The organism is Singulisphaera sp. GP187 (assembly GCF_900129635.1).
In the GTDB taxonomy this organism is placed as follows: Bacteria; Planctomycetota; Planctomycetia; order Isosphaerales; family Isosphaeraceae; genus Singulisphaera.
The window spans coordinates 3,575,810-3,601,102 of sequence record NZ_FSRB01000001.1 but is presented as its reverse complement, the minus strand read 5'-3'; the positions used below and the strand labels follow the sequence as shown (position 1 = coordinate 3,601,102).

Annotated in this window: 19 protein-coding genes; 9 read left to right on the top strand and 10 right to left on the bottom strand. The window is 63.3% G+C overall.

Annotation, left to right across the window (positions count from 1 at the left end; translation table 11 throughout):
• Window positions 1-255 precede the first annotated feature (255 nt).
• Window positions 256-1,194, top strand: a complete 939-nt coding sequence (locus tag BUS42_RS14080; protein ID WP_074307451.1) for an alpha/beta fold hydrolase — start codon at window positions 256-258, stop codon at window positions 1,192-1,194.
• A 233-nt stretch (window positions 1,195-1,427) separates the two neighbouring features.
• Here BUS42_RS14080 and BUS42_RS14075 read toward each other — a convergent pair whose 3' ends face one another.
• The 3 genes from BUS42_RS14075 to BUS42_RS14065 form a co-directional block, all read right to left on the bottom strand.
• On the bottom strand, window positions 1,428-3,758 hold the full coding sequence (locus BUS42_RS14075; RefSeq protein ID WP_074307450.1) for an FdhF/YdeP family oxidoreductase: 2,331 nt from the start codon (window positions 3,756-3,758) through the stop codon (window positions 1,428-1,430).
• Window positions 3,759-3,898: 140 nt separating this feature from the next.
• The gene (locus BUS42_RS14070) at window positions 3,899-5,008 is read right to left on the bottom strand and encodes an alkene reductase (RefSeq protein ID WP_074307449.1); all 1,110 of its coding nucleotides are present in this window, start codon (window positions 5,006-5,008) and stop codon (window positions 3,899-3,901) included.
• A gap of 478 nt (window positions 5,009-5,486) precedes the next feature.
• The gene (locus BUS42_RS14065; RefSeq protein ID WP_074307448.1) at window positions 5,487-6,428 is read right to left on the bottom strand and encodes an IS630 family transposase; all 942 of its coding nucleotides are present in this window, start codon (window positions 6,426-6,428) and stop codon (window positions 5,487-5,489) included.
• 157 nt (window positions 6,429-6,585) lie between these two features.
• Between BUS42_RS14065 and BUS42_RS14060 the strand changes: the two genes are divergently transcribed.
• Both BUS42_RS14060 and BUS42_RS14055 read left to right on the top strand, forming a co-directional pair.
• The gene (locus BUS42_RS14060; RefSeq protein ID WP_074306086.1) at window positions 6,586-7,839 is read left to right on the top strand and encodes an IS630 family transposase; all 1,254 of its coding nucleotides are present in this window, start codon (window positions 6,586-6,588) and stop codon (window positions 7,837-7,839) included.
• Window positions 7,840-8,133: 294 nt separating this feature from the next.
• Window positions 8,134-8,565, top strand: coding sequence for a hypothetical protein (locus BUS42_RS14055; RefSeq protein WP_074307447.1), 432 nt, complete (start codon window positions 8,134-8,136; stop codon window positions 8,563-8,565).
• Window positions 8,566-8,962: 397 nt separating this feature from the next.
• Here the strand turns inward: BUS42_RS14055 and BUS42_RS14050 are convergent, their stop codons facing one another.
• The 3 genes from BUS42_RS14050 to BUS42_RS14040 form a co-directional block, all read right to left on the bottom strand.
• Window positions 8,963-10,327 carry an IS701 family transposase gene (locus tag BUS42_RS14050; RefSeq protein WP_074304624.1) on the bottom strand — a complete coding sequence of 455 codons (1,365 nt, stop codon included), beginning with the start codon at window positions 10,325-10,327 and terminating at the stop codon, window positions 8,963-8,965.
• 102 nt (window positions 10,328-10,429) lie between these two features.
• Window positions 10,430-10,693, bottom strand: a complete 264-nt coding sequence (locus BUS42_RS46460; RefSeq protein WP_074307446.1) for a zinc ribbon domain-containing protein — start codon at window positions 10,691-10,693, stop codon at window positions 10,430-10,432.
• Window positions 10,645-11,349, bottom strand: a complete 705-nt coding sequence (locus tag BUS42_RS14040; RefSeq protein WP_074307445.1) for a transposase — start codon at window positions 11,347-11,349, stop codon at window positions 10,645-10,647. Before BUS42_RS14040 ends, BUS42_RS46460 begins: the two co-directional genes overlap by 49 nt.
• Before the next feature lie 44 nt (window positions 11,350-11,393).
• On the opposite strand from BUS42_RS14040, the gene BUS42_RS14035 reads away from it, so the two are divergent.
• Window positions 11,394-12,341 (top strand): aldo/keto reductase family oxidoreductase, encoded by a 948-nt coding sequence (locus tag BUS42_RS14035; protein ID WP_074307444.1) that lies wholly within the window; start codon window positions 11,394-11,396, stop codon window positions 12,339-12,341.
• Window positions 12,342-12,379: 38 nt separating this feature from the next.
• On the top strand, window positions 12,380-12,982 hold the full coding sequence (locus BUS42_RS14030; protein WP_074307443.1) for a TetR/AcrR family transcriptional regulator: 603 nt from the start codon (window positions 12,380-12,382) through the stop codon (window positions 12,980-12,982).
• Window positions 12,983-13,284: 302 nt separating this feature from the next.
• On the opposite strand, the gene BUS42_RS14025 is transcribed toward BUS42_RS14030, so the two are convergent.
• The gene (locus BUS42_RS14025) at window positions 13,285-15,117 is read right to left on the bottom strand and encodes a hypothetical protein (protein ID WP_143206331.1); all 1,833 of its coding nucleotides are present in this window, start codon (window positions 15,115-15,117) and stop codon (window positions 13,285-13,287) included.
• 446 nt (window positions 15,118-15,563) lie between these two features.
• Between BUS42_RS14025 and BUS42_RS14020 the strand changes: the two genes are divergently transcribed.
• From BUS42_RS14020 to BUS42_RS14010, 3 genes are all read left to right on the top strand, one after another.
• Window positions 15,564-16,238 carry a PP2C family protein-serine/threonine phosphatase gene (locus BUS42_RS14020; RefSeq protein ID WP_074307441.1) on the top strand — a complete coding sequence of 225 codons (675 nt, stop codon included), beginning with the start codon at window positions 15,564-15,566 and terminating at the stop codon, window positions 16,236-16,238.
• A gap of 182 nt (window positions 16,239-16,420) precedes the next feature.
• Entirely contained in the window at window positions 16,421-16,702 is a 282-nt protein-coding gene (locus tag BUS42_RS14015) for a hypothetical protein (RefSeq protein WP_074307440.1), read from the top strand.
• Between the two features lie 56 nt (window positions 16,703-16,758).
• Window positions 16,759-19,554 carry a heparinase II/III family protein gene (locus tag BUS42_RS14010; RefSeq protein ID WP_074307439.1) on the top strand — a complete coding sequence of 932 codons (2,796 nt, stop codon included), beginning with the start codon at window positions 16,759-16,761 and terminating at the stop codon, window positions 19,552-19,554.
• Window positions 19,555-19,879: 325 nt separating this feature from the next.
• Here the strand turns inward: BUS42_RS14010 and BUS42_RS14005 are convergent, their stop codons facing one another.
• Complete coding sequence (locus tag BUS42_RS14005; RefSeq protein ID WP_074307438.1) at window positions 19,880-22,633, bottom strand: glycoside hydrolase family 15 protein; 2,754 nt, start codon at window positions 22,631-22,633, stop codon at window positions 19,880-19,882.
• A gap of 240 nt (window positions 22,634-22,873) precedes the next feature.
• On the opposite strand from BUS42_RS14005, the gene BUS42_RS14000 reads away from it, so the two are divergent.
• The gene (locus BUS42_RS14000) at window positions 22,874-23,773 is read left to right on the top strand and encodes a sugar phosphate isomerase/epimerase family protein (RefSeq protein WP_074307437.1); all 900 of its coding nucleotides are present in this window, start codon (window positions 22,874-22,876) and stop codon (window positions 23,771-23,773) included.
• 28 nt (window positions 23,774-23,801) lie between these two features.
• Here BUS42_RS14000 and csrA read toward each other — a convergent pair whose 3' ends face one another.
• On the bottom strand, window positions 23,802-24,008 hold the full coding sequence (gene csrA / locus BUS42_RS13995; protein WP_074307436.1) for a carbon storage regulator CsrA: 207 nt from the start codon (window positions 24,006-24,008) through the stop codon (window positions 23,802-23,804).
• Between the two features lie 298 nt (window positions 24,009-24,306).
• Window positions 24,307-25,164 (bottom strand): shikimate dehydrogenase, encoded by an 858-nt coding sequence (gene aroE / locus BUS42_RS13990; protein WP_074307435.1) that lies wholly within the window; start codon window positions 25,162-25,164, stop codon window positions 24,307-24,309.
• Window positions 25,165-25,293: the final 129 nt, after the last annotated feature.

Below are 25,293 nucleotides of genomic sequence, written 5' to 3'. Positions count from 1 at the left end.
GAAGATCGCCATGGAGGAAAGAAAACCGTCGAAGCCGCCCGTTCGGGCGGCTTGTTTTGTGCAAGCCAAGTTCCTGTCGCCGATATGCGGCCATGGACTTCAGGGCGATAATCCCGAACCGCGGACAAGTGGCATCGATCGACACTGCATGCGATGATTTTGCTGATCTGAGCCCTGGCAAGGTTGCGAGAGGGAACCTCGCCGACCACACTTGCATTTTGGATCCCCTGATCTCGCTCTCAAGGAGCCTCGTTCATGATCCGCTTCCCCCTGTTCGCAGCCATGGTATTCGCCATCGGACTTCCAACCAACGCCCAATCGCCGGTCAAGGTGTTCCACAAGACCGTGAAGATCGGTGACCTGGACATCTTCTACCGCGAGGCGGGGCCGAAGGATGCCCCCACGATTCTGCTGCTCCATGGATTCCCGACCAGCTCGCAGATGTTCCGCATGCTGATCCCCGCGCTGGGGGACAAGTATCACGTGCTCGCCCCGGACTATCCCGGCTACGGCCACAGTTCGATGCCGATGCACGACAAGTTCACCTACACCTTCGACAACCTGGCGAAGGTGATCGACGAGTTCACCGAGAAGCTCGGCCTGACGAAGTACGCCATTTACGTCCAGGACTACGGCGCCCCGGTCGGCTACAGGCTCGCGGTCAAGCACCCGGAGCGGATCACCGCCATCGTGGTCCAGAACGGCAACGCCTACGACGAGGGCCTCGACAACGACTTCTGGAAGCCGATCAAGGCGTACTGGAAGGAGCCGAAGAGCAAGGAAAAGCGAGATGCCATTCGTGGGCTGGTCACCTACGAGGCAACCAAGTGGCAGTACATGACCGGGGCGAAGAATCCGGAGCTCGTGAGCCCTGATGGGGCGGCCCACGACCAGTTCCTCCTCGACCGCAAGGGGAACGACGAGATTCAGCTCGACCTCTTCCTTAGCTACGGTAGCAACCCGCCGCTCTACCCGAGTTGGCAGGAGTATTTCCGCAAGTACCAGCCGCCGATGCTGATCGCCTGGGGCAAGAACGACCAGATTTTCCCGCCCGCCGGGGCCGAACCCTACAAGCGGGACCTGAAGACGTTGGAGTACCACCTCATCGACGCCGGTCACTTCGCCCTGGAGACCAACGGCGACGAGATCGCCAAACTGATCAGGGAGTTCCTCGACAAACACGTCAAGAAATAACCCGAACGTCAGCGAGGAATGGCGAGCTGGACTTCAACGAGAGTGATACCGAGCTGGTTCATCATCGACCCCCAGAACGATGTCTTGAGCTCGGCGACGGTTACAAGGCTACAACTTCATCGCCAACGCGGTCCTGACCACTCGAGGCGGTGAGCGCGATGCGTGAGACAATCGCCTCCCATCGAAGCCGACTCCTGAAATCCTCGCGATGTCCGATCGGTGGCAACGAGGTTTCATGGCTTCGCTCCCGAGCGATTGATCTCGACGATGACGTGCTTCATGAGCGGCTGGTCACTCTGTGGGCTGGAGTCGCCGATGGGGCAGAGCACGTTCAGCTCGGGCATATAGCCCATCGACGACCCGGGCGGCAGGTCATAGGGGATGGCCCGATAGCCCCGGACCTGGCGAGTCGAGCCGTCCTTGGCGAAGCTCGTGATGTCGACCAGGTCAAACTTCGCCAACCCACGCTCCTTCATATCCTCGGCGTTCATGAAGACCAGCGTCCGCAAGTTCTTCACCCCCCGGTAGCGGTCGTCGTCCGAGTAGATCGTCGTGTTCCACTGGTCGTGCGACCGCATCGTCCCCAGCAGGAGCCGTCCTCCGACGGGCGCGACGTCGGCCAGCGGCGCGGTGGAGAAGTTGGCCTTCCCGGTGTCGGTGAGGAAGACCAGTTCGCGGGCCGGCTGCTTGAGCCGGAAGCCGAGCGGCTGGCGGACCCGGCGGTTGAAGTCCTCGAAACCGGCGATTGCCTCGGCCATCTTGTCGCGGATGAGGTCGTACTCGACCGCGTAGTCGGCCCAGGGGGTCTTCGAGTTTGGGAGGGAGGCCGTCGCCAACCCGGCGATGATCGCGACTTCCGAACGCGGGTGGGGCGAGCGGGCCTCCTTCATTCCGAAGGAAAGGTGGACCATGCTCATCGAGTCCTCGACGGTGATTCCCTGCAGGCCATTCCTGCCGTGGTCCTTCTCGGTCCGTCCCAGGCAGGGCAGGATGAGGGCGTCGCGCCCATGGACGATGTGGCTGCGATTCAATTTGGTGCTCACATGAACCGTCAGGTCGCAGTTCCGGAGCGCCGGGAAGGTGGAGGCCGGGTCGGGGGCGGCCCGGGCGAAGTTGCCGCCCATGCCGACGAAGACCTTCACCTCGCCGCGGATCATCGCCGGGATGACGCGGACGGTGTCGAGCCCGGGGGCCCGGGGCGAGGTGATCCCGCAGGCCTGGTCCATGCGGGCGAGCCAGTCCTCGCCGGGCCGGTGGTCGATGCCGCAGGTGCGGTTCCCTTGCACGTTCGAGTGCCCGCGGATCGGGCAGGGGCCGGCCCCCTCGCGGCCGATGTTGCCTCGCATCAGCAAGACGTTGACGATCTCGCGGATCGTATCGCACGCGTGCTCCTGCTGGGTCAGGCCCAGGCACCAGCCGATGATCGCCGAGCGTGACTTACGGTAGACCTCCGCCATCTCCCGGATCTTGGGCTCCGGCAGCCCGGATTGCCGCTCGATCTCGCGCCACGGGGTCGCCTCGACCACGGATCGGTAGGCATCGAACCCGGCGGTGTGCCGCTCGATGAACTGGCGGTCGATCGCCTTGGGGTCGGACTTCTCGCACTCGAACAGGTGTTTGGCGACGCCCCTCATCAGCGCCAGGTCTCCCGCGATCCGGGGCTGGACGTTGAGCGTGCTCGTCCGCGTCGATTGGAAGGTGGCCATACGGAGGATGTCGTGCGGCACGATCGTGCGGCGCGCGGCGGCCTCAACAAGCGGGTTGACGTGGATGATGCTTGCCCCACGACGAGAGGCCTCGGCCAGGGAGGTCAGCATCCGAGGTGCGTTCGAGGCTGCGTTCACTCCCATGATGATCAGGCAGTCGGTCTTCTGCCAGTCGACCAGGTCGCACGTTCCCTTGCCGGTACCGACGGCGGCCTGCATCGCCCGGCCGCTGGCCTCGTGGCACATGTTCGAGCAGTCGGGCAGGTTATTGGTGCCCAACTCGCGCGCCCAAAGCTGGTAGAGGAAGGTCGCCTCGTTGCTCAGACGCCCCGACGTGTAGAAGGCAGCCTGATTTGGGTCGTCCAACCCCCGGAGGTGGTTGCCGACCAGGGCAAACGCGTCTTCCCACGACACGGGGACATATTTGTCGCTCTCGGCGTCGTATTGCATCGGGTCAGTGAGACGGCCCTGGTCCTCCAAGGCGAAGTCGCTCCAGGTCGCCAGTTCGGAGACTGTGTGGGCCGCGAAGAAGTCGGGCGTCGTCTTCTTCTTGGTCAGCTCCCATGTCGCGTGCTTGATACCGTTCTCACAGATGTCCATGGTCAGGCCGTGCCGGTCGTCGGGCCAGGCGCAACCGGGGCAGTCGTATCCCCCGTTCTCGTGGTTCATCTTGAAGACGACGCGGGTGCCGTCGATCAGTTCGTGCTGCTTGAGCAGGACCTGGCCGACGCTGATCGCGGCCCCCCAGCCGGCGGCCGGGTGGTGAGAGTCCTCCTGCGAGAATTTGCCGCCCGCGTTGGGGCCGAACCCGACCGCGGACTCAGATGAGCTGCTCTCTGATCCAGGCTTCTCCGGCATTGTGCGCCTCTCTTTCATGGGCGGCCTCGCAGGCGTCGATCACGAATCTCCCCGAGTCGCTCGTTCTCCCTCACGATGTCGTTTCACCGGCCCGTGACCAAACCATAATCAGTGAAAACTTAATATAATAATGTTTGTGTTTATTGCTTGCCATTGCTGCCCATGTGGATCGTCGGATAGTCGGTGTAGCCTCTCTCATCGCCGCCGTACAAGGTGGTGAGGTCCAGCGGGTTGAGGGGGCTGTCGCGGGCGAATCGCTCCACCAGATCGGGGTTTGCAATATACGGACGACCGAAGACGATCGCATCGGCGCGGCCCGAGGCGAGCGCCTGCTGGCCGGTCTGTCGGTTGAATCCGCCGACGGCGAGGAGTGTTCCGTGGTAGGCCGCGCGCATGAGGTCGACCGGTCTGAGCCCCGGCATCGAACCCCCTCGCGAGTAGCCGGAGTCGTAGCCGACGTGGAGGTACGCGAGTCGAAAAGGGGCAAGCGACTGGGCGACGTGGGTGAACGTCCCTATCGGGTCGTCGTCCTCCATCTCGTTGACCGTGAAGCCGGGGGCGATCTTGACCCCAACGCGTTCGCCGCCTCGCACGCCCGCCACGGCGTCGACGACTTCCAGCAGGAATCTGGCACGGTTCTCGACAGATCCCCCGTAGCGGTCGGTCCGACGGTTCGATCCGCTGACCAGGAACTGGTTGGGCAGGTAGCCGGTGGCGGCGTGGATCTCGACGCCATCGAAGCCGGCGTCGACCGCCAACTCGGCGGCACGGCGATATTCCGCGACGACGCCGGGGATCTCTTCTGTCTCGATGGCGCGGGGTGTCTCGAACGCCACCTTGCCGGCGAAAGTATGGACGAGGCCGGAGAGCCGGATGGCCGACGGTGCGACCGGCAGGGCGTTGCCGGGAAGCAACGAAGAATGCGAGACTCGCCCAGCGTGCATGAGCTGGACGAAGATCCGGCCGCCGGCCTGGTGGACGACGTCGGTCACCTTCCGCCAGGCCGCAGCCTGCTCGGAATTGTGGAGGCCGGGGCAATACGTGTAGCCCCGGCCCATCGGGCTCGGGTGCGTCCCCTCCGTCAGGATCAGTCCGGCCGTCGCCCGCTGCGCATAGTAACTCACCATCAGGTCGGTCGGGACGCACCGCGCGTCGGCTCGGAGGCGAGTCAAGGGTGACATCACGATCCGATTGGGCAGCGTGATCGGGCCTAAATTCAACGGCCGGAAGAGTATGTCACCGTCCACCATGGGGGGACCCTCACTTTCTCTCGAAGAAATTTCGGTGCGTTCCTTTCCGTGAGCGTGGGATTATAGTGGCCCCTCCAATGCCTGGACCAAAAAAACGACGATCCTTCGCGACGCTTTCCTCAGGCCGTCGTACCGCTGGATTTTCTTTAGACCGTCCCGCGGTCTCGGAGCCCAGCGACGAGATGCAGGAGCGGAATCAGGCAGTTCGCCAGTTTTAGATCGTCCCGAATTTCGCAGACCACGGCCTTGGGTCTACGGGATGATATTCATCTCCCTCACCCTGGTGGACTGCCGTGGAAAGCTCACATGCGTGTCGAGGCAGTCCGCAAAGCCGGCCCGGCGAATCTTGATCGGTCATAGGCCGGTCATCGCCAGATACTTCAGTGGGTAGACTGGAGAGGTTTTAGAGAGAACGGCCACACGACTACCAACCGCAATGAACTACCCAGTGTCCCTGTCATGCCCCGTCTAGAGCGCCTCACCGTTGCATAGCATACGCCGCACGGTCCTGGAACCATCCGGCGATGTTTTCGGGGGTCACGTCATGTAAGGCCGAACCGAACGCCGCATAGACCGCCTCCGTCGTTCGGGCCGCCGCCGTCCTCATCGCCCCCTTGACCTTCGAGAACATCTCCTCAATCGGCGTCAGGTCTGGACTCCACGGCGGCAACGGCACCACCTCCGCTCCGGCCGTCTCGACGGCCTCGATCGCATCTTCCGACTGGTGCGGCTTGAGATTGTCCCAGATCACCACGTCCCCCGGCTTCAAATCCGGGACCAACACCTGTTCCACGTAGCCCTCGAACACGTCGGTGTTGGTGGCCCCCGGGAAGGCCAACGTCGCCGTCACCCCGGAGAGGTGCATCCCGCTGGTCAGCGTGATCGACTCCCAGTGCCCGGGCGTCGTGGCGTAGACGCGCTGGCCCACCGGGGCGCGGCCATAAGTCCGGGTCATCGCCGTGTTGGCCCCGCATTCGTCCACGAAAACCAGGCGTATCGGGTCCACGCCAGCGAGTCGCTCGCAGAATTCTCGCCGCTGCTCCTGGACGTCCGGGCGGTCCTGCCTCTGGGCACAGGGCCCCTTCTTCTTGCGTGGCAGCCCCAATTTGCTCAGGGCGTGCGAGATGGTCATCAGGCTGTACGAGAGGCCGAGTCGTTGGCGGCATTCCTCGAGCGTGGCATCGGGCTGGTGGCGGATCAATTCCCGAAGCCGTTCCAGGTCCTCGGACCCGAGCACGGCGGGATTGCCACCGCCGTGCGGTCTGGGTTCGACCGAGCCGGTTGTGCGATGGAGTTGGAGCAAGCGTGTGACGAAGGAGAGACTGACCAGGAACCGGTTCGCGATCTGGCGTACCGATCCGTCACCGCGCTGGATCGTCTCGAGGACCCGCTGTCGGAGATCTTGAGAAGAGGGTGTCATCGGCCACCTCCTTGCCGCGACTTCCTTTCAAACCGCGCGCCATTCAACTGTTCGGCGCTCTAGACCGACTTTTCGTATTCGATAGCCCAAGGGGTTGACGAACACCCCAAAATTACCTGGATGGACTAACTTACCAGCCACCAGGAGTTCACACGTCATGCCGGGCCAGGCGGCCAAGATCACCATTACCGAGTGCCAGCAGGAAATCCTTCGGACTTTGTCCCGTGCCACCACGGCACCCTCGCGACTCCGGCAACGCGCCTCGATCATCCTGATGGGCTTCGACGGCCTTCGCAATCAAGAGATCGCCGAGGCGGTCGGTCTGGTCCACCGCCAGGTCGGACGCTGGCGACGACGCTGGGCCAACGCTTGGGAGAAACTGATCAACATCGAATGCTGCGAGACTCGCGCCAAACTGCGCCATGCGATTGAAGCCGTCCTCACCGACGAACCACGCCCCGGCGCCCCCAGCAAGTTCACCCCAGAGCAGGTCACCCAGATCTTGGCGATCGCTTGTGAGCCGCCTGAGAAGTCGGGCCGACCGATCACCCACTGGACCGCTCGGGAACTGGCCGATGAGGTCGTCAAACGCGGCATTGTGGTATCGATCTCATCGTCCCAGGTGAGCCGTTACCTGGATGAGGCCGCCTTGCAGCCCCACAAGAGCCGGTATTGGCTCAACACCACGGAGAAGGATCCTCAACGTTTTGAGGAGCAAGTCAAGACGGTCTGTGACACGTACCTCATGGCGTCGGAGCGGGAGCGGAACGATGCGACCCACACCGTTTGCATTGATGAGATGACCGGTCTCCAGGCGCTGGAGCGGATCGCTCCCACCAAGGGGATGATCGCAGAGAAGTGCGAACGGATCGAGTTTGAGTATATCCGACACGGGACGTTATGCCTGATCGGCAACTTCGAAGTAACGACCGGAAAGATGCTCACTCAAACGATTGGCCCGACGCGAACCGAGGCGGACTTCGTCCGTCACATCGAGCAGACGTTGACTCTGGACCCGGAGGGATCGTGGGTATTTATAGCGGACAACTTGAACATTCATTGCACGGAAAGCCTGGTGAATCAGATTGCCGTGGCGTGTGAAATCCCCCTGGAATTGGGCAAAAAAGGTAAACGTGGGGTGCTGAAGTCGGTGGCGAGCCGGCAAGCGTTCTTGTCGGACACAAGTCATCGGATTCGATTTGTATATCTTCCGAAGCACAGCTCGTGGCTGAACCAGATCGAGGTGATCTTCGGAGTGATCATGCGAAAGGTGATTCGTCGCGGTTCGTTCACGTCGGTGAATGATCTGCAATCAAAGCTGTTGAACTTCCTTACCTATTTCAACAAGGTATTCGCGAAGCCGTTTCGCTGGACCTACACGGGTCGTCCGCTGATGAAGTCAGCGGCGTAAAAACAGAGAAGATGGGAGGCCCCGGGATGTTGGCCTCTTCATTAGCCTTCAAAAACGAAAAGTCGGTCTAGGTGCCTGGCTGGCGATCCTCAAAATCTAATCGGACTTCAGCTTGCCTTTTACAGGTGAATCAATCCCTAACTGTGTCTAAATTGATTGGAATCGTTTTTATGAGGAGCAAATTAGGAAAACTTGTGAGGAAACGCTTTGAGGTCGGTTTGAAGCAAGCTTTGCCTCAGTTCCTTCCTGCGACCGACCCGATACCTGCCGGTTGGCGCCTTTTTCCGATGGCAGGTGAGCCCGGTTTTCTCGGCATACGTGCTTCTGGGTGTCGGCCGCTTCGATGAATTCACAGTCGAGGGAGCATGGTCATGCGATGGCCGGCTTCCGGACCATATCCCGCTCGGGACTCCCGTCGATTACCCCGCACTTGGAATCGAACGTGACCAACCCGTGGAGAACCGATTTCGTTTTCGACTTGGGCAGCTTTGGGACCCTGGAGCCGACAAGTGGTGGGTGCTCGCTCCGAGTCCCACGCTCCATGACCATTACAGACGCATGGAACTATTATCGCAAGGTGTGCTTGAGGAAGATCCGCCGATTGAAGAAGCCATCGTCAAGGTCGAACCGTTGGTTAACGAAGTCATCATCCGGATCAAACTGTATGCCGTTCTTTGTTTTTTGGAGATTGCAAAAGGATTTGAGTGTGACAAAGAAGCTATCTGAGTTGGTGGACATGGGGTCAGGAAATGAGGGAATGCGTGATGCTTGGTGTGGTCTGTGTGACATGTGGCCAGTCTAGGTGCCTGGCCGCGGAGCCCCCGTCCGATAAGGCTCGCCCAAGGATTAGTCGTTATACCGCATTTCAGGTTTCAATTTTTGACTTCTGAAACCTTGCCGCCTACACTTGCTCCTGTCCGCACAGGATAAGGAGCCAAACGATGAGTAAGAATCCCCAGTCCTAAAGGGCGGGGCTTTCCGGCTGGGAGTTAACTCCCGCCAGTTCTAAGTTCAAGTTTCGCATAAACAGGGACGGATCGGGAGCGGCCCGAGGCCTGTTATCGACCCCGGCGACCCCTTGATCAAGTGCGAGTGAGGGCCGAAATCTCCGGCCGATGTCGGCTCAGCCCGCGCGGCTGAGAAACTCGGTGAGCTGCGCAATCCAGGCTTTTAGGTCATACCGGTTGGATAGCGCTCCCTCGGTTTTCTCCTCATAGCTGACCCGCCTCAAGGTCGTCAGCAGGTCGGCAAACGAGGCCTCTTGCTTCTTCGGATACCACGGGCGGACCGGAAAACGAAGAAATCGATGACCGGTCTGGTGGAACCAAACCACCACCAAGCTGTAGAGAAACAACGCCATCGGCGCGGTTCGCTCGATGGCCTTGGGGAGGCGATTGGCGGGATCCTCGAGGCCGAGAAGTTGCTTGGTATTTTCAAAAGTACATTCGATTGCCCAACGGTACGAGTAGGCCGAGAGAATCTGCGGGACGGTCCAATCGAGCTTGGTGCAGTAGAACATCTGATCGGGACGTTTCCCCTGGAGGTCACGCACCAAGACGATCGTCAGGAGTCGGTCCTTGCCGGCCTTGTAGTAGAGGGCCTGGATCGTCTTGACCGCCAAGCTGGCATGGAGCCCGAACTGGTCAAAGTCGTGTGGGGTCCAGGGTTGATTCGCATCCTCGGCCCACTCCTTCATGCCGGGGAGGCGCTGGCCTTTCTTGCGGGGCGCCCCTTTGGATTTCTCCTCCTTGGGAGGCGCTGGCTCATAGAGGGCCCCCTTGGGATGGACATGGCTAATGAGATGGACCGTGGGCGGAAGTTGGCCGAGGATGCTCTGGCCCCCATAGGCGCTGTCGCCGGTGATGACGATCTCGTCGTCGGGGAACCAGTCCGCCGCCAAGTGGATCAATTCCATCGCGAGTTCGGGGCGGGTGCGATGATTGGGATCGGGCTTTGCCTTTTTCTTTTTCTGGTTCTTTTTGCCCTTGGTTAAGCCTTGGCGGTTGACATAGAGCCGCATGGCGATGGGCAAGGCAAAGACTTTGGTCGGTGCCCAGAACGGGTGGACGACGATCAGGCAGAGGACGACCCAGTCGTGTCCCCAACTGACGAGAGCTTTGGCTCGACTGGAGATGAGTGGGTCGTAGTGCATGCCGGCGCCGTAGAGGGTGAGTCCGCGTTTTCGGCAGAGGGTGTCGTCGACGGCCCAGTAAAAAGTGGCGCCCGGTGCGAGGATGGAGACGACAAGCTTGGCCAGGGACATCGAGAAGTGATCGAGGTCCCAAGCGGCATGGCTGAAGAAGCGATGGAAGCGTGACCAATGTCCGATGCCAACCTGGCCGCTGGAGAAGATGAGTTCGGTAATATAGCGGTGGCGATTCGAGAGGATCCAGCCGGAGGCGATCAAGGTGAAGGTGTGGAAGGAGGGATTGGTGAAGACGGGTGTGAATTGCTGTAGCAAGAGGAGGAAGGAGGGTGTAAGTTCCATGGGTCGGCGTCCTGTGTCAGGGGAAATTGTTCGGTGTAAGGCCCAAACAATTTGCCAAAAACTGACAGAGACGCCGACGTTTTTTTTGGAGCCCTATTGAATCTACAAGTCGGAATTTGACATTTGGGAAAAGTGCGAAACTTGAACTAAGGCCATCTTACGGGTGGCCTGAGCCCGGATATTCCGGGCGGCGTTTTGGTCCGCGTTCGCACGATGGCCGCACGACACGCAGAGGAATTTCGCTTGGCTCGTTCGGTTCTCTCGACAACAGTGGCCGCACTCGTGGCACATCCGGGACGTGTTGCGTGGATCCACGGTCACAACGGGCACGCCTGCGAGCGTGGCTTTGTACGCGAGAAACGCCACGAGTTGGCCGAACGACCAAGTGGAGAGCCGGTTACGCGCGTCTTTGCCCCAAGCCGGTTGTGCTTTTTCCTGGTCCTCTCGACCGGCCTGCCGCTGTGCTCGTTGCCGTCGCTATCCGTGGCGATGTTGGCAATTCCCAGGTCGATGCCGAGGAAGTCGGTGGTGGGAATCGGTGTTCCATCGGCCACGTCCACGGTCACCAACAAGAACCACTTACCGTCCTTGCGGAGCACCAGATCGGCCTGCCCCTTGGCGTTGGTGAACTGCTCGGTCTGGTACCTCCCCATCACGAACGGCACGACAACACGACCCTCCAAGGTCAGGAGGCTGACTCGGTCGGCCTCCTTGAACGACATCATCCGTGGGTCGAACGGCATCGCGGTGTGCTTGCGGAAGTGGGGCCGCTTGGTCTTGTCCCGCTTGTACGCTTCGCAGACCTGGGCGATACACCGCACGGCCATCTGGGCCGAGAGGCCGAATCGCTCGCGGAGCAAGGCGTAGTGCGTCTTCTGGAGCTCAGTCTTGTTACTGACTTTGATCGCGAACGCTTCCCCGGCCAACCATTCGGCGGCTTCGTTGAACCGCTCGACTGTCGCCTTGAGGGGCGCGGAGTGGGTCTTGTCGGGGAAGAGTTGGGTCTGCAATGTCAGTTTCATATCCCAATCACAGGCAGTTCAGGTCGCTAAGTCAAGAGGCTAGCATGAACAAAGACACACGCGATTCCTCCGCGCGGCTAAAGCCGGGGGGCTTCCTCGCTAATTCTGGTGAAGCTACGCTCGGCGGCCGGTTCACATTCCCCGGCACGTCATTGACCGTCCAACGGATGGGCTACGGCGCGATGCAACTGGCCGGCCCCGGAGTCTGGGGGCCACCCAAGGACCCGGACGGTGCCGTCGCCGTGGTCCGCCAGGCCGTCGCGGCCGGCGTCAACCACATTGATACCAGTGACTTCTATGGCCCGCACGTCACCAACCAGATCCTCCGGCAGGCGCTGCACCCGTACCCCGCGGGACTGGTGATCGTCACCAAGCTCGGGGGCCGCCGACCTCCCGACAAGTCGTGGCAGCCGGCCATCTCGCCCCAAGAGCTGACTGACGGCGTCCACGACAACCTCCGCAACCTGGGCCTGGACGCACTCGACGTCGTCAACTACCGTGTGATGGGGGCGGGGCACGGCCCCGAGGAGGGGTCCATCGCCGCGCAGGTGACGGTGCTGGCCGACCTCAAACGCCAGGGGCTGATCCACCACATCGGCCTGAGCAACGTCACGGCCACCCAGGTGGCCGAGGCGCAGGCGATCACCGAGGTCGTGTGCGTGCAGAACCACTACAACCTGGCCCACCGCCACGACGACGCCCTGATTGACGACCTGGCCCGGCAGGGCATCGCCTACGTGCCGTTCTTCCCCCTCGGCGGGTTCTCGCCGCTGCAGTCGTCCACCCTGTCGTCGGTCGCGGGCCGACTCGGGGCCACGCCGATGCAGGTTGCGCTGGCATGGCTGCTGCACCGGTCGCCCAACATCCTGCTGATCCCCGGCACGTCGTCGGTCGCCCACCTCCGCGAGAACCTGGCCTCCGCTCAGTTGCCGCTTTCGCCGGAAACCCTGGCGGAGTTGGACGGGATCGGGACGGCGAACCACGGATTGTGACAGGCTCTCCGGTTGATCCAGCGTGTCGAGAGGTCTCCATGTCCCCCGCTGACGCCCCGTTAACCCGCGATCGGATTCTGGCCGCTGCCGAAGAGATCATCCGGCGGTACGGTCCGGCCAAGGCGACCGTTGTGGACGTGGCCCGGGCCTTGGGCGTGAGCCACACGGCCGTCTACCGGCACGTGGCGACCAAGGCCGAGCTACGGGACCTGGTCGTCGGGCGGTGGGTGGAGGAGACCATGCCCCCGCTTCGGGCCATCGCCGCCCTGTCGGACCCGGCCCCGCAGCGGTTACGGAGACTGATCGACGCCCTGGTCGCCGTCAAACGCCGCCGGGCCGCCGACGACCCGGAGCTGTTCTTAGCCTATCGGACGCTGGGGGCCGACGCCCAGTCCGTCGTCGCCGCCCACGTCGACGAGTTGGTCGGTCTGGTCGCGCTGGTCATCGGCTCCGGCATGCAAGAAGGCACATTCCGCAATGTCGACCCCGTGGCCGCCGGCCGGGCGGTGCTGGTCGCGACGTCCCGGTTCCACCACCCGGCCCATGCCGCCGAGTGGTCCGACCCGGCCATTGGTGTGGCATACAACGACGTGTGGAATTTGCTGATGGATGGGCTCTGCCCGGCGAAGATCCCCGGTTAGAGTCCGCGGTTACCGTTCGGTCGACGCGTTGCCGCGGTTGGGAGCCGAGGCGCATCGGGGTGAGTTGTCGGACACGGAGAGCGGGGCCGAAACTTCACTTACAAAGCCGGGCCGAGTGGTCTAGATCGTGGGGACCATTCAGGGTTCCCGGCGCCGAATCGTCGGCGAAGTGTCGGGACGAGGGGCGAAGGCCCCTGGAAGGATACGAGATCCCTCATGAGTCGAACCGGACCGGCCGTCGGAACGCAAGGTTCCCGGCCGATCCGGTCGCTGGATGACGCGATCAAAATCCCCTGGAGAGGTCAGTGATCCGGCTTGGCGGACCGCAGCGGTGGGGCGATGTTCGTTGCCTTCAAAGCGGAGTCGAGGTCGTGGCTCTCGTGACCCGGCTTTGGCTCGGCCTTGGCACGGGCCGGACTCTCCAGGCAACTCGGGCAGAGGATCGTCTGCTTGGCCGTGGGGGTGGCCCAGTGGTCGGATTCCTTCTGCTTCCTGAGGATTTCGCACGCCGGGCATTTGGAGTTTGCCGCCACCGCGGGTGATGGGGTGGCGAGGGGCAGGGGAGGAGGCAACTCAGCCGACGTCCCGAAAACACTCGGGTCGATTTGGAGGGGCGGCAGTGGCGGTTCGTCCGGCCCCGTGGCATCGGTTTGCCCGTGCGATGATTGCGGGCCCGCCTGGCCTGGCAGTGGAATCTTCGTTTCCGCGGAAGCGGCGTTCAAGTCATCGGCTTGGGGCGGGGAGCCCGGCTTGGAAGGAGTCGGCGGGGAAGTGCCCGCGTCCTCGAACGGGGAGCCGGGATTCTCCACTTTCGGCGTTTTCGTCGGTACGGCCGGCTCGTTCGCGAGCTCAGCCAGTGGCGGCAGCGGGTCCGGCATTTCGGCCGGCGGTGGCGACTGGCTCGGGTCTGCGGGCAACGCCGGCGACTGGCTCGGGAGCTCGGCGAGCGTTGCCGGCGCACTCGGCAGCTCAACGGCGGCGGGCGGTTCGGCCGGTCTCGCCGGATTGCCCGGCATCTCGGGCAGGGCCGGGGGATCGGCCAGAAGGTCGACGGCCCCTGGGGATTGGCTTGGCATCTCCGCCAGAGCCGGGGGTTGGCTCGGCGTTTCATCAGCCTGAGCCGGCAGTTCGAGGGCCGCGGCCGGTTGGCTGGTTGGCTCGGCCGGAGTGGGGGGCTCCGCCGGGAGCTCGGCCGGTTGCGTCGGTGTCGGTGGGAGCTCGACTGGCGGCGTCGGCTCCGTGAGTGAGGGAGTGGCGGTTGCCGACACCGCGGGCGATTGGGACTGGACCGCAATCGGTGCGATGGGCGGACTTGGGGCTTCAGACAAGGCCGGCGGCGGGCTCTCGACCTCCGGTTGCGACTCCGTCAGCGACTTGGCGGCGCGGACTGGGGAGATCGGCATGGCAATCGCCGTACGCTTGTTCGCCTCGTTTTTGAGGTTGGGAACCGAGGCCGGCTCGCCTCGCTTTGGCAGGTCGATCTTGGTCAGACCGCAGGCGGAGACCAGGTCCATCGGGCCTTGCACCGCGGGAGCGCTGAGTGGGGCTTGATTTTTAGGAGTGACGACGCGAGCCTGGGGGAGCGGGATCTGAGTCGGTTTGGAGACGGATTCCGCGGGACCACGAGACTGTTGTCGAGCGTGCGTCTCGGCGGGCTGAGCGAAAAGGGCCGGCCGCTCTGCCGTCTGACCCGTGATCGGATCCGGCGGAGCGACTCTTGACTCCCGGCTGGCCGCGAGCAATCCGCTCGGCAACGGACTTTCGCCATGCGACGACCGGGGCGTGGTCGACTTGGTCAGATGGGGGCCGTACGTGCTCGAGTCGCGGTAGGTCGCCAGGAAAAGATCATCAAGACTTGAAGCGTAGCCGCCGTCCGTCTTGATCGCAACCGGCGCGATCGGCGCTGGCTTGCGGCCTGCCGTGGTGGCGGCGGTCGCGGTTGCCGATCCCGAGGTCGATGCCGAGTAGGGGATCGGGGCCGGGCCCAACAGCGTCCCATCGGAACCGGCCGGTAGGCGGAGCATGTCCCGCCCGCAACCCAAGTTGGAACCGAGGGTCAGGAAGCCGAGGACGGCAAGTTGCCTGCAGCGGTTCCGTCGCCGCTCCGGCCTGTCGTCGTGACGTTTCTTGGTCATCGTCATTGCTCGACTTCCCCGGACATCCCGTCCAGCTCTGTTACCATGAAGTCCGCCTATGGCAGAGGATTGTGGTCCGACGACCACTCCTTTCGGCCTATGGCTGATATCGGTTTTATGGATTGCAAGGATTAAGCTGATCTGCGTGAAAATGCTCGTTCGCAGGATTGTCTCGGCTGGCTGGCTTCGGCTCCAGGCGCGTTGAAGGCAACGGGAACCGCGTTTCGTGACGACGAGAGCACGACACCACCATCGGTCGGGTCGGGGCCGATTTGAGGTGGTGGAACCCCCTTTTCTTTCCGACGACGAAATTGTTTGACGAATGTCGGGGCTATGATTAACGTGAAATTATGGGAATCGAATGTAAGGGATGGGTCGAGGGCGTGACTTCGAGGGACGCCTAAGACGATGGCCTACGGATTGGGGATCAAACGACGCATATCTTTGTGCCGACGATCACTGGATTCGACATTGCAGGCTGGAACCAGCAGGCCGAAGCAACCGGGGGCGACTTTTTCGAGTTCCAGGAAGTCTCCCGGGGGTGTTTGGCCGTGACCGTGGCCGACGTCTGCGGCCGGGGTGCTGGCGCCGCGGCGGTGGCCGACGAGTGCCGAGCCGCGGTGCATGAGGCCTTCGAATCGATCGGTGAGCCCGCTCGGGTCGCCGAGCGGGTCAACCGTCGGCTTTTCGCCGGTCGGCCTCCGGAACGGTTTGTGACCGCCTTCTTCGGGTTGCTCGATCTCAACGCACACCAGCTCAACTATATTTCCGCCGGGCATGGCCCGACCTGGTTCTATTCCAGCGCGTTGAACAGCCTTCGCGAACTCGAGGTCCACGGATACCCCCTCGCTCTCATGATCGAGGAATCGTTTGATGTGGCCGGCATGACCCAGTTCGCCCCGGGCGACTTCGTGGCGATTGTGACCGACGGTTTTTTCGAGTGGCTCGATCTCCAAGGCGAATGCTTTGGGACGCAGCGACTATGCGCTCAGATCCTCCGCGATCGCGACCGGTCGGCCGCTGAGATTATCAGTGGGCTTCGCACCGCGCTTCTCTCGTTCGCCAACGGAGTCCCCCAGCGGGACGATCTGACCGCGGTCGTGATCAAGCGAGTGAGCTGAGCGAGCTAAGCCGTTCGTAGGTCGTTGTTCCGCGAACCCTCAGGCTCGCTTGCAGCGTACGAAGTGTACGGCTACGATCGTGAGGCGGTCGGGCATCGATTTCAGGAGCGAGGGCGAAGGTTGGACCGGCATGGGGCCGGGGCCTCCGGTTCTCGAAAGCGTAGGGAACGGGCGCGTTTGCGATGGAAAAGACGACGTTCCGCTATCAGCCGATCTGCTCGGCTCCGCATTGCAGCGCTATCGCCGTCTACAAGGTGGCGGCCCCCTGGAGCAACGGCAAGAGCCGTGAGTTGAAGAATTACGGCCTGGCCTGCGAGGCGCATCGCGACTCGCAACTTGCGCTGGCCCAACTCCATCGCCAGGGCCTGAAACTCGCCGAGGGAGAAACGATCGGGCCGGTCGGTCTCTACGAACTGGCCGCGGGGCAGCGCGACGCCGAATTGACCCGGCTTCCTGACCACTAGGATCTCAGGGCGCGAGGCTTGCCTCCTCTCTTTCTCCAGGGACGGAACCCTTTATCATGCCAAGAAGGCTTTCGATCGTGGCTCGCTGGGCCTGTCGGGCGGGGGCCATGCTGGCCGCTCTGATCGTCTCCGCCGACGCAACCGCCGGTGAAGCCGCCGGCGCGAAGCGGATTCACAACCTCTTTGCCCAGTTTGAACTTCCCGATCACTGGGAAACGAAGTTCTGGGCGGATCCCAATGCCAAGGCGCTGTTGACGCTCGACACGAAGGCGCTGGCGGAGCTTGTCCCGGTGCAGGCGGGCATCCGCCATACGCGCTGCCCCGCCTGTGACGCGACCGAGGCGAGCAACTCACTGACCTGGTCGGTCAGCCGTCCGAAGGTTCTGACCTGCCGTCACTGCCAGGTGACCGTTCCGAATGAGACCTATCCCGCCAAGGACGAGAAAGAGAAGAAGGTCCCTGAAGACGTGGTGCAAGTCTTGCACGGGGTCTCACACCACTACCCTTACCACGTCGTGGAACCCGCCAAGCAACGCTACCCCGACGAGAAGCTCTACCTGGCGGCCAAGCGCGACTATGAAGCCCGCGAGTTTCTGGCGAAAGCGGCCCTCTATGCGGCGGTCCGCTACCACGAGCAACCGGCCGAGTCGAAAGATCCCGCGCTCGTCCGTTTGGCCTCCGTGCTGATCCTCCGGTTTGCCCAGGTCTATCCTGCGTACGCGACCCATTTTGACCAGCCTCTCTCTCCCAAGGTGTTTCAGCAGGCCGATTTACCGCCCCCCTATCGGCGCGGTTACCAGACGGGAAAGTGGGACTGGACGGCCAGCCTCGACGTGCCGTTGAACCTGCTGATCGCCTACGCCCTGATCCGTGACCAACCCGCGCTCCTCGAGGCGGGGCGAAGCCTGAACGATGCCCATCCGGCACGAACCATCGAGCGTGACCTGTTTCGGGCCTCGGCCGAGTTCGTCCGGCTCCAGCGCGAGGAATACAGCGAGGTCTCGCTGCACGCCTATCGCGGCCTCCTCGCCGCCGGCAGGCTCCTGGACGATCCGCAGTTGATCGGCGAGGCCGTCAAGCGGCTCGACGGGTTTTCCGAACGAGGCTTCTACTACGATGGCTTCTGGCGCCAAGGGGACGCCGCGGCCCATCGTCGGATCTTGAGCGTGTTCGACGGTTGGATCGACCGCTTGCTGGCTGGATATCCCGAGACTCCTCGGCCCCTCGAACTCACGAGCGGGCCCAACGCCGCGCCGGCGGGGGAGATCGGGGCGTTGCCGATGCTCGCTCTGGCCCGTCGGGCCGGTTCGGCGGCGTTGACTGATCCGCGGGTTCCCGAGATCCAGCAGGTGTCGTGGCCGGCGGCGATCGCGGCGCCCGGGACGCGCCGTCCATCGCTTCTGGGGGGAGTGGGGCTCGCTCGGCTCGCCATCGGTGAGAAAGGGGGGGCGCTCGACCTGGAAGTTCGTGGTCAGGACAACATCGGTGCTCCCCACTTCCAGCGTCAGGCGTTACGCCTGGCCGTCGGCGGTCAGCTCGTCCTCGGCGATCTCGACGAACAGGCTCCCACCGTGACGGGATGGGACCGAGCGACCGCGAGTCATAACACGGTCGTCGTCGACGGCCTGAATCAGCGCGAGTCTCTGGGCAAAGCCTCGGAACCTGCCCTTGGGGGCGACTTTCTCTTCTTTGCGGCCGATCCGGACTTCCAGGTTCTCAGCCTCGACGATCCTCGCGCCTATCCGCAATCGACCACCCGGTATCGCCAGACGCTGGTGGCGGCCGCGGGGTCGCCCAGTAGCTATGCCGTATCCGTGTTCGAGGTCCATGGCGGGCTTCAGCACGATCAGCTCTTCCATGCGGCGTCGGGCTCCCGCGCCCGCTGGCGGCTCTCGGTGGCGATGGGGGCCGGACCGGCGTCGTTGCTCCCCGAGTCGATCCCGTACGTGCCGTCGGCACGGGCGGAGGATGGCCGCTGGTTCGTCCAGGCGTATGGCGAGTTCGCGCCGCTGGCTCAAGTTCACCTGACCCGCCCGGCGATCGCCTGGCTGGGCTCATCGGGTGCGCCCGGGGTTCGGCTCCACTTGCTCGGTCCGACCCCGGTTGAGGTCATCACGGCGAACAGTCCCGACCCGGCCACCGGCGCAGCGCGCGCGAATGCCGAGGATTCCGGCCGCGCCGGCCTGGTGGTTCGCCACCGTTCACCGGACGGCTCGACCTTGAAGACGACCTTCGTCACGCTATTTGAGCCAACCGGCTCGGTCACTCCGCTCACGAGAGTGGGCCGGGTCGCCTCTTCGCCGGAGACCGTTGTCGTCTACGTTGAATCGGCCGGAGGGACCGAGCATCTGGTCATCAACCTCGCGCCCGGGACGACGCAGACGGTCGAGCTGACGCATGGCCAAACGCTCAGGACCGACGGTCTGGTCGTTCGGGTTTCCCCCCGTGGGTTGGTGCTGGCGGGAGGCACGTTCGCCGAGTCGGCCGGTCTGCGGGTCGAGCAGCAACCGTCGACCGGAGCAATCACGGGCGTCGTGCGTCATGCCTCCGGGGCGGGTCGAGGCTGGTTTGAGTCCGACCAGGCCCTCCGCGACGATGGGCACATGCAGGGTCGCACGATCCTGATTCGCCACGGCAATGATGTCACGCGAGCATGGACATTGCAGCAGGTCGAAAACATGAACCGGGGCTCGAGACTCTACGTGCTCGAGGAGCCTGGATTCGCACTCGAAACGAAGTCGTCGGCCGAGGCGCGGTATTACCAGTTCCCGCGAATCTCGGCGCCTGGCCCGCATCAGTTCCGCGTCTCGAAAATCACGAGGACCCCGGCGCCTCAAGAGGGACCTAAGTGATTCGTAGGTTTTTGCCTCTAGGCTGTTGACATTCCTGGTGGAACGGTTATTTTTATCGATGTCGGTCGTGTAAGCAATACCCGATCACGCCTCTCCGACCGACCGAGGCATCGGCTTCGATTATTCGGCCTCTTCTCTGTTCCGGCCCTATCGATCTGTATTCATACGGATCGATGGGGTTTTTTCTTTTTCCCGGAACAACGGCCGCTTTCACCCGCAATGAACCTGGTTTGAACCGATGCTCGCTCGGTTCATGGGTCCCAGGCACGAGTGCATCCCTGCACTCGATGCGGCCGATTGGTGATACGGTCCGGAATCGGCCGGCTTAGCCCCAACGCCAACTCCAGGTCGATTGGCCCTTGGGTAAGCTGACCGACCAGCTCAGCCGGCTGATTCGCGGCTCGTAGCTGGGGGGGAGGCTCTCGGGGGCGGATTGCCAAGGGCCGAGCTCGGTGAGGCCGGGGCAGGTGAGCGCGGCGTGGAACGTGATCGGGTGCTTCAGGTCTACCGTCAGGCTCAGGTGGTGGACCGTGCCTCCGATCGGCCGTTCGAGCCGGAAGGAGACCTCTCCGCAGGGGAAGGTCTGGGTCAGGCCGAGATGAGGCCAAGAGCTGGGCAGGGCCGGGTCGAGGTCGAGCCGCCGTTCCACGTGGTTGTAGTCGAGCCGGGCGAAGTCGAGCATGGTCTCGACGAGCATCGCATGGAGCCCCCAGACGCCCGAGGCCACGCCCGGTACGTAGCGGGGGGTGTCGTTAGGGCGGAGCACCGGCCGGAGCATCAAGCCCAACGGGAGCATTCGGCCGAGGGTTCCGTCGGTCATCGCCAGCGCTCGGTTCCAGTGCCGGACCTGCCCGGTCTCACGGCCGAGCTGGACCAGGTAGCGTGCGGCCCAGAGGGTCGCAAGGCTCGAGAGATCGTGGCTGTGCGACTCGCTGGGCGCCACGCTGGCCTTGGGAATCGAGGCGTCGAGTGACCAGCGGGCCAGGGCGTTGGAATCGGCGCCCACGGCGTTGAGGCGGAGGATCGCTTCGGCCGACCGGACCATCCTTGGGTCCGACGCGGTGAGAAGACCGAACGGGACGACGAGCCCGAGCACGCTCACGTCCAGGGCCTTCGAATGCTCAATCAGCATCTCCGGCCGGTTGGTCCAGAGCCCGCGCAAAGTCGAGAGCCGTCGTGCTTCCAGGAACCGACCGGTCTCGGTGTCGATCAGGCCGGGGCCGTCATCCCGGTCGGATTCCGCCTGGCCGTCGCCGAGGATGCCGGTCTCCCAGATTCGCTCCGCCAACGTCCGCCAACTTTTCGCTTGCTCGGGGTGATCGAGCATCTCGGCCAGCCGAGCAGCGGCCCGGAGGCCGGCCACGACACAACCGTTGGAATAGAGGAAGGCCCCGAATCGATGGTCCCAGATGCCGGCCGAGCTGATCAGGCTGAGGTCTTCGATCCAGCTCAGGCCGGGGTGTCCCGACTTCCCCGCGCAGACCATCGCGGCTTGCTCGATCATCGGCCACATGGAGGCGACGAAGTCGTGGTCGCCGGTGCGGAGGTAGTAGCGTTCCAGGCCCCAAGGGATCATGGCCGTCTGATCGACGGCGGGGGTTTCCCACTCCGGTCCCCCGTCGATCGTGTATTTCTGGAACCAGTAGGAGTACGGCCGGTTTTGCCCCCGGACGTGAGAGAGCCACTCGTAGATCCCTCGGCCGATCGAAGGGTGGCCCAGCCGCTCCATCGTGTCGGCGGTCCACATGGCGTCGCGCGGCCAACAGTACGCGCTCAGACCACGATCGAAGCCCGAGGCGATCGCGCCCCAGAACGCGTCGGAGTGAAGGGCCGCGGCCAATGCCGATCGGCGCAAGCTCACGGCATAGGTAGGTTTGGGGAAATTCAGGCTAGGCAAGACTTCGGTGAACGCGTCCCATTCCTGGCATGTCGACTGTTCGACCTGGTCGAGATCGGCGGAGCGGAACCAGGCGAGGGCCGGTCGCAGCCAGTGTTCGAAGGTCCCGGGGTCGCCGCGCCAGCCGGTAAACGCGGCGCTGACCAGCAGGTCGACCGTGACCGTCTCGCCGGCGGGCAGGTCGATCCTCCGGAGCAGGATCGCCTCGTTCGCGCCGGTCGGCTCGCAATGGACGTCGCCGCGATCGTCGAGAGCGACGGCAAACTCGACCGTCGCGTCGCGGGCGAACTTGCGGTTGGCGTGTCCGTGGCCGCGATTGGTGGCCAAGAGGGTGCGGTCACCGTCGTGCCAGCTCAGGCCCGGCTCGCCGATGCCGCCATTGACCTCGGCCTGGATGTAGACCCCGAACAACGCGCGGAGCGGCTCGGGGCCGTCGTTCTTGATCCGGAATCGCTTGAGGTACTGGCCCGGCGACTCGGTGCCTCCCGCCGTTCTGGGAAGGCTTTTGGCCATGGCCACGAAGTCGGTCACCAGCACGCGGATCGGTCCGGTCCGCGAGTTCAGCTCGGTCATCAGCAGGTTGGTGGCGCCGAGGTAGTGCTGGAACGATTCCCAGGAGAGCCGCTCGGTGAACCAGTCGAGCCGGCGCCCCACAGCCAGGCCCCCCACGATCGCGCGAAAGTGGGAGCGGCTCTGCGGGATGTCCCCCTCGGCGGGGCGGACGTCGGAGTGGAGCCCGACGGTCGGGAAGTAGACGTCGTAGGTGGAACCGCGCGAGTCGACCCGGACCGTCATCATCCGGTTGCCGACCAGGCCCTCGGGTCCCATGGCCACGATCTCGGCCGCCTCGGTCCGGTCGGGCATATTGGGGCGGACAACCGTGTCTTGGGGCGGACTGTAGACCGTCTCCGACCCTTCTTGTCGCGCCGCGGATCGGTAGTGGAGGCGAACCCCGACCGCCTGAGGCGGCACCGGGACATGCCAGAGGCTGTTCACCCCTTTATTCTCGATCCAATACGCAGGGAGCGGGCCCAGCGGCAGATCGTCGGCCGAAATCTCGAGCCAGACGACTTGGTTGGCCTCAATCGGGTGCGTACCGATGACGACCGCTGACCACAGCCCCGCGCGGACCGGGCCACCATGCCGTCCCTTTGCCGCCGCCTCGATCCAGGTCGCCACCATGTTTGAGATCGCCTCGTGCCCCCGCGAACCGGCCCCGGACAAAGGACTTTCTGCCCAACGCCCCTGAATCAAGGCGCTTGATTGTGAAGCTTCTCGCCAGTTGCGCCAAGGGCTGGGTCCGCTCGGCGCTGGCCTTTGCCAATTGGGGGGACATTCCCACGAGGCGTCCGACTACAATCGCAGGTCGCGAAATCAGGGCCGGACCGGATCCTAGGTCCCAAAAAAAATGAAGGGGAGCATGTGTATTCAAGTTTCAATGCCCGGGCGTTGGGTCTGACGCTTTCGACTCGAGAAACGATCGATTTGGCTGCTGCGGCCGGTTTTGGTGGGGTCGACTTTCTGATGCGTGAGCTGCGGGCCGAGGCGGTCGACCCGAAAGTGGTGCGGTCGCGTCTGGACGATCTGGGGCTCCGAGCGGGCGCTTGGTCCCTCCCCGTCGACTGGCGAGGCGATGCCGACCGGTTTACGCACGACTTGGAGCAGCTCTCCCGATATGCCGAAGCCGCCGCGGTGCTGGGCGCCGTTCGAACCGGGACCTGGGTGTTGCCTGAGCAGCTTGCCCTCACGGGACCCGATGGCGGCCGACCCACGTCATCCAAACTCGCCGCCACCGTGGAGCTGCACGTCCAGCGGCTCGGCGCGATCGCTCGGGTGCTCGCCAATCACGGCGTCAGGCTTGGCCTGGAAGTGATCGGCGTCGAGTCATTTCGCTCGGGGCGCGAAGTCCCCTTCGTCACTCGGCTGTCGGAGCTTGATCGACAGCTTGGCGTGCTTTGGCAAGAATCGGCAAATTTCGGAATTCTCCTCGACGGATTCCACCTCTATGCGGGAGGCGAGGCGATTGAGGCGGGGTTTGCGTGGGGGGTGGATCAAATTGTCTGGGTGCACGTCGCCGATTTGCCCGCGTCGGCTCCATCGGATCGTGCGGCGATCCAGGATCACGACCGGGGTCTACCGGGAGAAAACGGAGCCATTGACACCGCACAGCTCCTCAAGCGGCTGGCGGAGGCAGGCTATTCCGGTCCGGTGACAGCCGAACCAGGGGCAAAATGTCGATCAATCGAGGGTCGATCCGCCCAGGAAATCGCACGACTCGTTGCGTCGGCCATGACTGCGGTCTGGCCGCAACCAACACCGTGACCCACCGTCACGGCGTCATCCCGGAAGCTCAGCGGTTCAGTGCCGACACCGGCTCATTGGCGACGGCCACCGTCTTGCCACCACGAACCGGCGCGATCTCTTCGCGATAGACCGGAACTTCATGGGGAGCCTCGATACCGATCCGAATCTGGTTGCGGTCAATCTTGACCACCGTGACGACAATGTTGTCACCGATCACGATCTTTTCGCCAAGCTTCCTGCTCAAAACCAGCATGGGAAATCTCCCGCTCGTGGTGGAATGCCCGATGTCGAATCCCTCTTGACGGCCGTTGCCGGTTTGAGGCTCTGTCTACGTTATAAAGCATTCTCTGTGCCAAGGGGGCTTCGGCGCAAGCGGATTCGGTTCTAAAGGTCAATGAAATCTAGGGTTCGGTGGATTTCGGTGGATTCGGGTTGCCAATCGAACCACCGAACCAATTGTCAACATTGCCGCCCTTTCTTAGTTCACTATTGTAAAAATGGGAGGCGAAGGTGCCACTTCGCTCCTCGAAAAATGTCAAGGGAAATTAGAGTCAGGCGCCGAAGACCGACTCGAGTGCCTTCCGCATGACATCGGGGTTGGGTTCATGTCCTGACCACAAGCGTATGCCAATGATTCCCTGGTTGACGAGCATCCCAAGGCCGTCGAGGACCCGGCAGCCCCTGGTTTCCGCCTCGCGAACCAGCCACGTCCGCGGTGGATTCGGGATCACGTCGCTGACGATCATGCCGGGTCGGAGAGTACTGAGGTCAATCGGGACCTGGGCTTCGACATCCGGATAGAGGCCGATCGAAGTGGCGTTGACCACCAGATCCGTCCCTTCCGGGACTTGGTACCGCGCTTCCCAATCAGAAAAGGTGGTGGGAACCCCGGTCTTCTCGCGGATCAGGGCGGTGAGCACCTGACCACGATCCCGATCCCGGTTCACAATGGTCACCTGTGCAGCGCCCGCCAGGGCCAACTCGACCCCGATGGCCCGCGCCGCCCCCCCCGCGCCCATGACCACCGCTCGAAGGCCGGCGATGGGTCTAACCTCCTGCACCGACTGGAGAAACCCCTTGCCGTCGGTGTTGTCGCCAACCCACTCGCCCGCCTGGTTGATCACGCAGTTCACCGCGCCGATTTTCTCGGCGGCCGGACTGAGCCGATCGAGGTGTTCGATAACGGCAACTTTGTGCGGAATGGTTAGGTTTAGCCCTCGCCAGTTCATCGCCCGCGCGCCGCGAACCGCGGCGCCGAGATCCTCGGGGCGGACTTCGACGGTGAGGTAGCGCCAGTCGAGGCCCATCGCGGCGAAGGCGGGTTCGATCATGGCTTGAGTGGGGTTCTCGGCGACCGGGAAGCCGAAAACCCCGACCAGCTCCTGCTTGAACGAACGCGGCGTGCTCAAGAGACTTCCTCCGAATTGTTGCGGTCGTGAGAATGGTTCGATACGATCGCGAGGATCAATTCACCTTCAGATTCACAAGACCATGACCTTAACCGATCGGCCGGCGGGAAGCGATTTCCCGGCTGAGCG

Excerpts from the sequence above, each read along its gene's own strand:
- BUS42_RS14080 (WP_074307451.1), top strand. The coding sequence starts at position 256 with ATGATCCGCTTCCCCCTGTTCGCAGCCATGGTATTCGCCATCGGACTT.
- BUS42_RS14075 (WP_074307450.1), bottom strand. The coding sequence starts at position 3,758 with ATGCCGGAGAAGCCTGGATCAGAGAGCAGCTCATCTGAGTCCGCGGTC.
- BUS42_RS14070 (WP_074307449.1), bottom strand. The coding sequence starts at position 5,008 with ATGGTGGACGGTGACATACTCTTCCGGCCGTTGAATTTAGGCCCGATC.
- BUS42_RS14065 (WP_074307448.1), bottom strand. The coding sequence starts at position 6,428 with ATGACACCCTCTTCTCAAGATCTCCGACAGCGGGTCCTCGAGACGATC.
- BUS42_RS14060 (WP_074306086.1), top strand. The coding sequence starts at position 6,586 with ATGCCGGGCCAGGCGGCCAAGATCACCATTACCGAGTGCCAGCAGGAA.
- BUS42_RS14050 (WP_074304624.1), bottom strand. The coding sequence starts at position 10,327 with ATGGAACTTACACCCTCCTTCCTCCTCTTGCTACAGCAATTCACACCC.
- BUS42_RS14040 (WP_074307445.1), bottom strand. The coding sequence starts at position 11,349 with ATGAAACTGACATTGCAGACCCAACTCTTCCCCGACAAGACCCACTCC.
- BUS42_RS14035 (WP_074307444.1), top strand. The coding sequence starts at position 11,394 with ATGAACAAAGACACACGCGATTCCTCCGCGCGGCTAAAGCCGGGGGGC.
- BUS42_RS14030 (WP_074307443.1), top strand. The coding sequence starts at position 12,380 with ATGTCCCCCGCTGACGCCCCGTTAACCCGCGATCGGATTCTGGCCGCT.
- BUS42_RS14025 (WP_143206331.1), bottom strand. The coding sequence starts at position 15,117 with ATGACCAAGAAACGTCACGACGACAGGCCGGAGCGGCGACGGAACCGC.
- BUS42_RS14015 (WP_074307440.1), top strand. The coding sequence starts at position 16,421 with ATGGAAAAGACGACGTTCCGCTATCAGCCGATCTGCTCGGCTCCGCAT.
- BUS42_RS14010 (WP_074307439.1), top strand. The coding sequence starts at position 16,759 with ATGCCAAGAAGGCTTTCGATCGTGGCTCGCTGGGCCTGTCGGGCGGGG.
- BUS42_RS14005 (WP_074307438.1), bottom strand. The coding sequence starts at position 22,633 with ATGGTGGCGACCTGGATCGAGGCGGCGGCAAAGGGACGGCATGGTGGC.
- csrA (WP_074307436.1), bottom strand. The coding sequence starts at position 24,008 with ATGCTGGTTTTGAGCAGGAAGCTTGGCGAAAAGATCGTGATCGGTGAC.